The 9,096-nt window shown below is 69.2% G+C and carries 9 protein-coding genes; 6 read left to right on the forward strand and 3 right to left on the reverse strand.

Features of this window, described 5'->3' with window-relative positions:
- Positions 1-320 precede the first annotated feature (320 nt).
- Positions 321-725, reverse strand: coding sequence for a hypothetical protein (locus tag BMZ82_RS30350; protein WP_093780602.1), 405 nt, complete (start codon positions 723-725; stop codon positions 321-323).
- Between the two features lie 264 nt (positions 726-989).
- On the opposite strand from BMZ82_RS30350, the gene BMZ82_RS30355 reads away from it, so the two are divergent.
- Positions 990-1,742 (forward strand): GntR family transcriptional regulator, encoded by a 753-nt coding sequence (locus BMZ82_RS30355; protein WP_093780603.1) that lies wholly within the window; start codon positions 990-992, stop codon positions 1,740-1,742.
- Positions 1,743-1,765: 23 nt separating this feature from the next.
- On the opposite strand, the gene BMZ82_RS30360 is transcribed toward BMZ82_RS30355, so the two are convergent.
- Positions 1,766-2,050, reverse strand: a complete 285-nt coding sequence (locus tag BMZ82_RS30360; protein ID WP_093780604.1) for a hypothetical protein — start codon at positions 2,048-2,050, stop codon at positions 1,766-1,768.
- A 221-nt stretch (positions 2,051-2,271) separates the two neighbouring features.
- Between BMZ82_RS30360 and BMZ82_RS30365 the strand changes: the two genes are divergently transcribed.
- Positions 2,272-3,594, forward strand: a complete 1,323-nt coding sequence (locus tag BMZ82_RS30365; RefSeq protein WP_218159063.1) for an NsdA family TPR-like regulatory protein — start codon at positions 2,272-2,274, stop codon at positions 3,592-3,594.
- A gap of 8 nt (positions 3,595-3,602) precedes the next feature.
- A complete protein-coding gene (locus tag BMZ82_RS30370; protein ID WP_093780605.1) occupies positions 3,603-4,145 on the forward strand; it encodes a GNAT family N-acetyltransferase in 543 nt (180 codons plus the stop codon).
- A gap of 134 nt (positions 4,146-4,279) precedes the next feature.
- On the opposite strand, the gene BMZ82_RS42130 is transcribed toward BMZ82_RS30370, so the two are convergent.
- On the reverse strand, positions 4,280-4,417 hold the full coding sequence (locus tag BMZ82_RS42130) for a hypothetical protein (protein ID WP_256252195.1): 138 nt from the start codon (positions 4,415-4,417) through the stop codon (positions 4,280-4,282).
- On the opposite strand from BMZ82_RS42130, the gene BMZ82_RS42135 reads away from it, so the two are divergent.
- From BMZ82_RS42135 to BMZ82_RS30385, 3 genes are all read left to right on the forward strand, one after another.
- Entirely contained in the window at positions 4,367-4,543 is a 177-nt protein-coding gene (locus BMZ82_RS42135) for a hypothetical protein (protein WP_256252194.1), read from the forward strand. The genes BMZ82_RS42130 and BMZ82_RS42135 overlap by 51 nt on opposite strands.
- A 980-nt stretch (positions 4,544-5,523) precedes the next feature.
- A complete protein-coding gene (locus BMZ82_RS30380) occupies positions 5,524-7,716 on the forward strand; it encodes a hypothetical protein (RefSeq protein WP_256252190.1) in 2,193 nt (730 codons plus the stop codon).
- Positions 7,713-8,546, forward strand: a complete 834-nt coding sequence (locus tag BMZ82_RS30385) for a DciA family protein (protein ID WP_093780607.1) — start codon at positions 7,713-7,715, stop codon at positions 8,544-8,546. Before BMZ82_RS30380 ends, BMZ82_RS30385 begins: the two co-directional genes overlap by 4 nt.
- The last annotated feature ends 550 nt before the right edge of the window (positions 8,547-9,096 follow it).

The following is a 9,096-nucleotide window of genomic DNA, read 5'->3' on the forward strand; positions in this document are numbered from 1 at the left end:
CCACGCTGGTCGATCCGCTTGCCATCCAGCCGGTGGTGCATCGTGCTGGTCAGCTCCCGGTCCTTCCCCACGTCCCCGGTCGCCCGGAAACGGCTTTGCCTCGCGTAGGGGGAGAGCAGGCGTGCCTCTCGCGCCAGCCCCGCATGATCACTATTCAGTTCTCAAGAGAACGGCCGCTGCCTTTCACACCCCGCGAGCGGGGCCCCGAGATCGGGGGGTCCGGGCGGTACATCGGGGACCGAGGGTCCGGCTCCCTCATCCGGCGCCGCCCTGGGGCGGTTCCGGGTGGGAGAGCCGGGTCCGTGAGGACCCGGCTGGAGCTAGGCCGCGAGCGGCAGGGGCTCCGTGGCGGTGGCCGGCGGCGTGATGCGCAGCTGCGCGGCGTAGGGAATGAGCGCGTCGACCAGGCGCTCGCGGACCAGCTCGGTGATCGAGGGGTCCGCCGCGAGGATGTCCTCGGCAGCCGCCCTGCGCGCCGCGAAGTCGTGGGCGACCTTTGCCTGTGCGGCCTTCCGGCCCTTCTTCAGGCTGGAGGCGGCGTCCCAGCGGGCCAGCTCGTCCGGGGTCACGAACTCGTGCATCTCCAGCGGCGTACCGAACGCGACGGCCAGGTCGACGTCGCCGAAATCCGGCAACTCCACCTCGATCGCGTCCAGCAGCTCCTGCGTCTCAGCGTCGAAGCCCTCGGTGGCGAGGCTGGCGGCGGGGCGGCGGATGACATTCATGGAGTGGTGCTCCTCTCGGAAGTGGAGATCTCGGGAGGCGTCCCGATGGCGGGTGGGCAAGGCGAAGCAGTCACGAGACGGCGCCTCGACAACCACCTCGTTAGCGAGGTTTGATGCGCCTTCAGTACACCGTTCCTCGTTAGCGATGTCAAGAAGCACGTTAGCGAGGTACGATCCTGCCGCGGCTCCCGCTCGGATCAAGGCGTCCCTTCCGACACCTCGGTAACAAGCGGCCGTAGGATCGCTAGCGAGGTAGGGAGACGCATGGCGAGTGAGACGAGCCCGAAGCGGCCGAAGTACCAGCGCATTGCCGATGACCTGAAGGCGGCGATCGAGTCGGGCCAGTACGGCCCCGGCGATCGCTTGCCCGGCGAATCGGCCCTGGCCGAGCAGTACGGCGTGGCCACGCTGACCGCTCGCCAAGCGCTGAAGATCCTGCGCACCGAAGGTCTGGTGGAGACAAAGAAGGGGGCTGGCGCCCGGGTCATTTCTTTCCGCCCGATCCGTCGCCACGGCATCCAGCGGCTGACGCGCGCACAGTGGGGCGCAGGCAAGTCCATCTGGTCCGCCGACGAGGAACGGCCCGTGACGATCGATGTCCGCGTCGACACGATCGAGGCGCCCGATCACATCGCCCGCATGCTCGATCTCGGAGAGGGCGGATCCGTGTGCGCTCGCTCGCGACGCTTCGTCCTGGAACAGCGACCCGTCATGCTCGCCACCTCGTACCTGCCGTTCGCGCTGGTAGAGGGCACTGCCATCACCCGTGTGGACACCGGTGAAGGTGGCACTTACGCACGGCTCGGAGAAATCGGCCACGCGCCGGCCCATTTCCGAGAGGAGATCCGCTGCCGCCTTCCCACGGCCGAAGAAGCCGAAGGCCTCGAGATGCCCCTGGAGCGTCCAGTGGTCAAGTTGTGCCGTACGGCCTTCGATTCCGAGGGGGGCGCTGTCGAGGTCAACGAGATGACGCTCGACAGCGCCGCGTACGTCCTCGAGTACGCATTTGACGCCTGATCGACGTGGCTTATGCACGGCACTCACCGATCCCGCCGGTCAGACGACGCGAAAAGGATCTTGAGGAGGAAGCCAGTGGCGCTACTTCCGGCGACCGCCACGACAATGTCGCGGATCGTCAGGAGCAAGACCGATACGACCAGGCCAGCAGTCAGGATTGCCGCGATGGCTACAGCAGCCTTGGCCCAGTGCCGCGACTTCGGCAGTGGCCCGCGGCCGCCGCACTGGCAACCGGTGACGGGAGCGTTGGTCGTGAAGTCAGTGGAGCGACCGTGCGCGTCGGTCACCAAGTGCCGGTTGTCGGTCACGGTGTCCTCCTCAACTCGCCGCTGGATCGCATGAATTTGCTGATCACAACCGTCTGATGAGGGAGCATGACCAAACGAGGTCCGGCAGCGGCCCCGTACCGGACCAGTCCGGGACATGGAGAGGACCGCTGCCGGACCAGGGCTCTCGCTCTGCTGACTAGCCGTCGTTGCAGCACGACACTGGGCACTGCAGAGCACGTATTCGTGACTCGGGAGGACCGGTGGCCGGCAACGCGCGCAAGGGAGATCCGCGGACGACGTTGGAGTTCCTGCTGCGCCAGCAGCCGCGTACGTACGAAGAGATCGTCCGTGAATTCGGGCGTCTCGCTGACGAGTTGGGTGAGAACGTCACTCTCAGCTCTCGGCATCTGCGTCGGCTGGCCAGTGGGGAACGAGCTGGCACTACCCCAGTCATGCGTCGTGTTCTGCAGCAGATGTTCGGCAAGCCGCTCGATGAGCTTCTGGCGCCGTGGGATGGCGGAGCTTTACCGGCGGTGGACGAATCCACGGGGCTGGTCCTGGCCACAGGGCAGCCAACTGCGGACCGGGAGTTGATTGAAATGGCGGCACGACGCGCTAAGAGCTTTGCACTTGCGGCAGGCCAGACCGAGTTGACGTCCGACGTGATGGAACAGGTGCACGCGGATGTCCAGCGGCTGGCGACCGATTACCCGCAGTTTCCATTGTCGGAGCTGCTGCCGGATCTGATCACGACGCAGGACACCGTCTTCACGCTGCTGGAACAGCAGCGGCGTCCTTCTCAGGCGCGCCAGCTCTACTTCCTCGCCGGTGTCACGGGTGGTCTGCTCGCGAAGGCGTCGCACGACATGGCCGACCCGCACGCGGCGTTGACTCAGGCGCGTACGGCGTTCGTGTGTGCCGACAACGCCGACCACAACGGTCTGCGGGCTTGGATCCGCGGCATCCAGTCGCTGGTCTCGTACTGGGCTGGCCGCACGCGGGAGTCCGTCCGCTACGCCCAGTCCGGCGCGGAGTTCGCGACGACCAACACGTCCAGCGTGTGGCTGCCGATGAACGAAGCCCGTGCCTGGGCGGCCCTCGGCAACGCGAACGCGGCGCGGGCCGCCATCGAGCGAGCCGAGAACGCCTGGGACGGCGTGCAGGAAGACGAGGTCGATGAGCTAGGCGGGCTGTGCAGCTTTGGCCGCACCCGCCAGATCTACTACGCGGCCGAAGCCCTGTCGTGGCTGCCCTCACAGGCCGACGCGGCAGGCGACTACGCCACCCGTGCCGTGGAGGCCTACGGCGACACCGCGTCCCCGGAATGGGCATTCGGCGACCAGGCCGGATCGCACAGCGCCCTGGCCATCGCACGTATCCAGGCCGGCGAACTTGAAGGCGCACAAGAAGCCGTGGCGCCTGTCCTCGGGCTCGCTCCCGAGCAGCGCATCAACGGAATCATCACCTGCACCCAGCGGGTGCACCGCGCGCTTCGGGACTCGCCTCTCGCCGACGCCGGCGCCGATCTGCAGGAGCAGATCGAGGTCTTCACCCGCACGCCCCTGAAGCCCCTGCCCCGTTAGGAGTCCCGTTGACGTATCCGATCCGCATCCCTGGCGCCTCGGTCACCTTGCGCGAGTTCACTCGCGATGACGTCGACGATGTCCTGGCCATCATCGGCGACGACAAGGTCACAGCCTCGCTGTCCTTCGACAGCCGCAACCGGGACCAGGCCGTCGCCATGCTCGAGGGCGCGATTGAGCGCGCTCAACAGGAGCCCCGGACCGAGTTCTATCTCGGGGTGACGAAGCGCGACGACGACAGCGTGATCGGATTCGCTCGGATCGGGCTCAGCGGCGTCCAGGCCGGGAAGTTGGGCTACGCCATCGCAGCGAAGGAGTGGGGCCGCGGCTATGCGACGGACGCGGCCCGCACTCTGGTCACGTACGCGTTCAAGGAGCGCGGTCTCCACAGGGTCACCGCCGCCATCGGGCCGGACAACGTCGCCTCGATCGCCGTCGTGCAGCAGCTCGGGTTTACGCGTGAAGGCACGCTGCGGGACCACGTCTTCACCAACGGAGCGTGGCGGGACAGCGTGCTGTTCTCCGTTCTCGCCCATGAGTGGAGCTGGTGATGTTGACACGGTTCGTGCGCGATGCATCGTTCGGTGCTGGCACAGATCACTCTCGCCCTGTATCTTTCAGGGGTTCATCGATCTTGAGAGGCTGTGCCATGCCCGACGCGGACCCGTTGCAGCGGGTGGATGCCCTACTCGATGACGTCCTGCCGCCGCCGCGTGTGCGGCAGCAGCTGCGCCTTGCCGCGGGCCTCACTCAGCAGGAGGTTGCGGATGCTGTGGGAGTGAAGCGCCTCGCCGTGGCTCGGTGGGAGTTGGGGCAGACCCATCCGCGCCGGCCTCACCGCGCGGTCTACATGCACCTTCTCAAGCGGCTCGCAGAGCGCTTCCCGGAGGCTGCGGAGCCGAATACAGGCACGCCGACGCCAGCCTCGGAATCAAGGGGGTCGGGATGACCTAACGGCCATCGGCCGCGCGCGCCGTAGAGCGGACTTACCACCCGCTGGCCTCGCGCGGCCCGTCTACCGACCGGATTAACCACCCGTGTCGGCCGCTCAGGTCCCGGATTGCAGCCGGTCCTGAGCTGGCGGCTCATCGAGCCGCACATTTCCCAATCGGCCCCTCATCAGGGCCACAGCACGCACCACGGCCGCTGACCACGGCCACCACAGCCGCGCAGCACCCAGTTGCGCTACCAGCAACACCCGGCCGTCAGGCCGGCGCCGGTCGCGAGCCCCCACCACAGGGGCTTCGCGATTCAGCACCACCGAGACGAGAGGAGAAATCTCCCCCCACCCGATCGGTGTCCGCCCGCTTCTCACGAAGGGGGCTTCACCTGACACATCCGCACATCTGGTTCGGCCGGGCCCGAGGGGCTCTGGTCGGTCCAGCTATATGGAAGGTAGGTCGTTCTCATAGTGCCCGAGAGTGGTGTCCCCTGTCAGCCTGACCCTGTCCGTTTCACACCGGTTCAGGCATGGCGGGCTTCCCGTGTGACGGAATCGTCGCCCGAGTCCTCCCTCTTTACGCGGTTCGTACCGGAAGTTGAATTTCCGGTAGGAAGCTACAAGAGCAGTGCTTTCGAGACGTGCCCGATGAGCGCGGTCGCGGTGTCTGCCGCCCCGCTCATGCACCCGCTCTCGGAGGTCATCGACAACTCCGTCGACGACAACGTCCTCAAGGGCGTCGTCCCGTGTGGCGGGACGGGTTCCAAGATTGTTGCCCGCCGTGCGGGAGCGCGGGGGGTGATCGGGGCTGAGCAGAATCTGTCCACAGGCCGTTCGGTGCAGGGTCGGCAGGTGGATAAGGAAACGCAAGTTCTGCCTGCTGAGGGAGGTGTCCGCTTTGGCGTGTACACCGGCCCGATGGCAACACAGGCGACGTTGGGATGTTCGGCACTTGCGGTGTCCACCGCTCCGGTCGGGGCGGTGGGCCGATGAGCGCCGTGGCGGCACCGGCCGCGTTCACACACGCCCGCTCGGAGAGCTCAGTCGGGGCCTCGCGCCGTCGGCTGCGGTCGGTGCCGACGCAGGCCGGTCCGGTCGTTCCGCTGGAGCTGGGCAACCCGCTCCAGCTGTCGAAGACGATGCGGGCCCGGCTGCTCGCCGCGGTGCGTGCGCTGGTGACGTCCCCGGCGCTGGCCGGTGCGTCGGACGGTGCCCGGCTGGCTTCCGTCGTGCTGACGGCGAAGGCGAAGGTCCGTGACGACTACCAGGCGTCCATCTGGGCGGCTGAGCTGGGCCGGTGGCTTGGGGTGTCGCAGTCGACGGTCGCGCACACGGTGCTGCCCGAGCTGCGCGCTGCCGGGTTCCTCGGCTCGAACGTCGCGACGAACGCCTTCGGGCACGCGACGGGCCTGGAGTGCTGGGTGATCCCGATGTACCGGGCGCAGAAGGCCGGCGACCGGCGGCACGCCCTGGCGCTGTCCCGCTCGGAGCTCGCGGTGCTGCTCAGCCTGTGCGAGGTGCTGTTCGGTCCGGGGTGGGCGCCGAAGGACAAGGCGCCGGTCCCGGCCGGGCTGCTCGCCGGGCGCACGGGCCGTGGTGCGGCGACGGATCGGCTCGGGCTGCTGCTGATGGTGCTGACGACGGGTTCGGCGGGCTGGCTGCAGCTGTGCCCCGGATCGGTGGACACGTCCCGGGGGCGTCCGGCGGCGACGGTCGCCCGGCTGCTGGGCTGCACGGCGGCGGCCGGAGCGAAGGTCCTCAAGCGGCTCCAGGAACACGGCGTCGCGGACGTGGTGCGGCAGGAGACCGGCTCGGGTCTGCACGCGAAGTCGCGGGTGCGACTGGTGCCGGTTGCTGAGGCTCACGGCGTGGCCGTGCGGGAGGCCCGCCGGGTCGCGAACGCCGTGTTTTCAGACCTCGCCGGTACTGCATCCGGAGATCTTGAGCCCGGCGTGACCGGCGAGACCCTTGTGACTACTGGGGTGGAGGGCCCCGGGCAGGGCGAGAAGGCGGAATCGGCAGACCTCGCCGCAACTGCACAGCACCACGCTCTCCACGCTTCTGTGGTTACTCCTGGTGGGTCTCTCGCGCTCTCTCGTGGCTTTTCCGGCGAAGGCCGTGGTGGGTCCGGTGATCTGCCGGACCGCGCGTGCGTGCGCGAGGACGGCGGCCCGCTTCGCGGGGAACAGCCGAAGATGTCCCCGGTCGTCGAAGGCGTGAAGAGCGGCCGCGATCCGGTTGCCGATGCTGCGGTGCGGGTCGTGGAGGTTGCGGGTCAGGGCAGGCAGCAGCGGGGGAGGGTGCCTCTGCCGCCGAAGGATCTGCGGGTCGTCCTGGCCCCGGTCGACCTGGTGTGGGCACGGCTGGAGCGTCCGGCCGCGCGCCGCCTGGTGGAGGCTGCCACCCGCAGCGAGCTGACCCTGGTGGAGGGCTTTGCGGGCCGTACGGACGCCCCGCAGGTGCTCGCCGACCGGCTCGTCCGCCGCCTGGACGAGCAGCTGCGCACCGGTGGCCCGATCACCGACCCGGTGGGCTGGCTGCTGGCCCGGGGACTGCCCCAGCGCCAGCAGTGCGGCGACGCCCGGTGCGACGACCGGATCCTGCTCGACTCCGGCCGGGACTGCCCACGCTGCGAGGAGAAGCAGGCCGACCGCCGCGCCCAGCGCAGCACGGTCGCGGCCGATGTCGACGCGGCGATGCCCGGCGCCTCCGAGGCAGAGCGCCGCGCGGCCGCTGACCGGCAGCTGCACGAGCGGGTGACCGCCCAGGCGTGGGCCCGCGAGCACGAGTGGGAGCAGGTCCGCGCCCGGCAGGCCGCTGCCAAGGCCCGCCGCGCCGAAGCCGTGGCCGCGCAGCCGGCCGACGACGTCCCGGCCGCGCCGGTGGCTCCGGTCGTGCTGCCCGCGCCTCGCCCGGCTGCCGCCGTCGTCCCCGCTCCGGAGCCGGAGTTCGCCGACGTCGACGTCGACCAGGAGCTGGTCCTTGAGGAGCTCACCCGGGAGCAGGTCCTGGACTGGCGCAACCGCGCCGCCGCCGACCACCAGCTGGTGTTCGACCACATCGACCGGTACGGCGAGACGTCGGCACAGCGCCTGTTCACCCGGGCGTTCGTCGCCCAGGTGCAGCGCCTGGCCGACCTCGGGCACCTGGACCTCGGCTACACCACCTGGGGGCAGGCATGAGCGGCAGCGAGACGTCCGGCGTCGACCTGGCCCGGGTCGCCCTGCGGGCCGCGATGGAGGCGGCACGCAAGAACGGCGGCGGCCAGAAGGCGAAGCAGAAGCCGTCGGCCGTCACGACGGTGCGGCGCGACGGGCGCGAGCCGATGGGTCTCGGAGCGGCGATCGGCGCGCTGGTCACCGAGCGGGCCTGGGAGCTCCCGGCCGCCGGCGCCACGCTGCGGGACCGGTGGGCGGCGATCGCCCCCGAGCTCGCCGGGCACGTCGCCGCCGTGTCGTACGACCCGAACTCCGGCCAGCTCACTGTGTGCCCGGAGTCGACGGCCTGGGCGACGAAGGCACGGCTGGAGCAGACCCGGGTCATCGCGGTCGCCAACGAGTCGGCCGGCCGCACTGTGGTGCGCGCCCTGCGGATCCTCGCGCCCGGCTCGGTGTCCGTGCCCGACCTCGAGGACGTCGCCCCGCAGTCCGCGGCCGCGCCGCTGGGACTGGTGAAGACCAGGGAGACCGCATGCGAGGGCTACCGTCGGGCGCTCGCCGCGCACCATGAGGCCCGCCCCGCCAGCACCGTCGACCCGGCGATCACTGAGGCAGCCGAGCGACAGAGCCGGGCGATGCGCGAGCTCAGCGCGCGAGCGTTCCCCGAGCCGGAGGCCAGCGCGGACGAGCCGTGCTCGATCGATGCGGCCCGCGCGCAGCGTCGCCGGGATGCCGAGAAAACCCGCCGCCTGGCCCTGGAGCGGGCGCGGGAGGACCGGGCCCGGCGGTCGACGGCGGGGGATGAACAGTCCGGCCGGATGACGAGCGCATCAGAGTTGGGGCGCAGTGCGTAACGGCGGGCTTCGGCGCATGCAGCAGGGCCCGGCGGAATCGCCGGGCCCTGCCTCTTGTGGTACGCCCTTCGGCCCACGAGAGTCGTCATCGTCGGACGGAAGGAAGCCCAGTGGCTGACCTGCAAGTCGTTGCCACCTTGGGGAGGGGCCCTGCTGCAACAGGGTTCCTCCAGCGTTCTGCGGTGCCAGTCCGGAGCATTTGGACCTGCGCCTCTTTCGTACGCGTACGGGCGCGCCGTGGCGCGCGCGTCACGCGCACGTGTGAACAGGTCCAAGGATGAGGGGGATAATTGACCTCCGCAAGCGACTGTAGGCACTTAGTTGCCAATTAAGTCGTCTCTGACGCCTGACCTGCGAGTTCACCGAGATCGAACGTGATCTCGGAGGGTTATTCAATGCGGACCCGAACCATCCTCTGAACAATTGCGTTCCACCCTTTAAATAACAGAGCGGGCTGTTATTTAAGGTTGCCTCCAGTGGGAACTGAAGCGGCGTTGTCAGGCGTAAGCCTGGGTAACGTGGGATTCGCCGTTCTGTGGCTGCAACCGCT

This window comes from Streptomyces sp. yr375 (assembly GCF_900110755.1).
Classification (GTDB): Bacteria; Actinomycetota; Actinomycetes; order Streptomycetales; family Streptomycetaceae; genus Streptomyces.

Bases quoted from the DNA above. Each gene is read 5' to 3' on its own strand.
- BMZ82_RS30350 (WP_093780602.1), bottom strand. From the start codon at position 725: ATGAATGTCATCCGCCGCCCCGCCGCCAGCCTCGCCACCGAGGGCTTC.
- BMZ82_RS30355 (WP_093780603.1), top strand. From the start codon at position 990: ATGGCGAGTGAGACGAGCCCGAAGCGGCCGAAGTACCAGCGCATTGCC.
- BMZ82_RS42130 (WP_256252195.1), bottom strand. From the start codon at position 4,417: ATGGGTCTGCCCCAACTCCCACCGAGCCACGGCGAGGCGCTTCACTCC.
- BMZ82_RS30380 (WP_256252190.1), top strand. From the start codon at position 5,524: ATGAGCGCCGTGGCGGCACCGGCCGCGTTCACACACGCCCGCTCGGAG.
- BMZ82_RS30385 (WP_093780607.1), top strand. From the start codon at position 7,713: ATGAGCGGCAGCGAGACGTCCGGCGTCGACCTGGCCCGGGTCGCCCTG.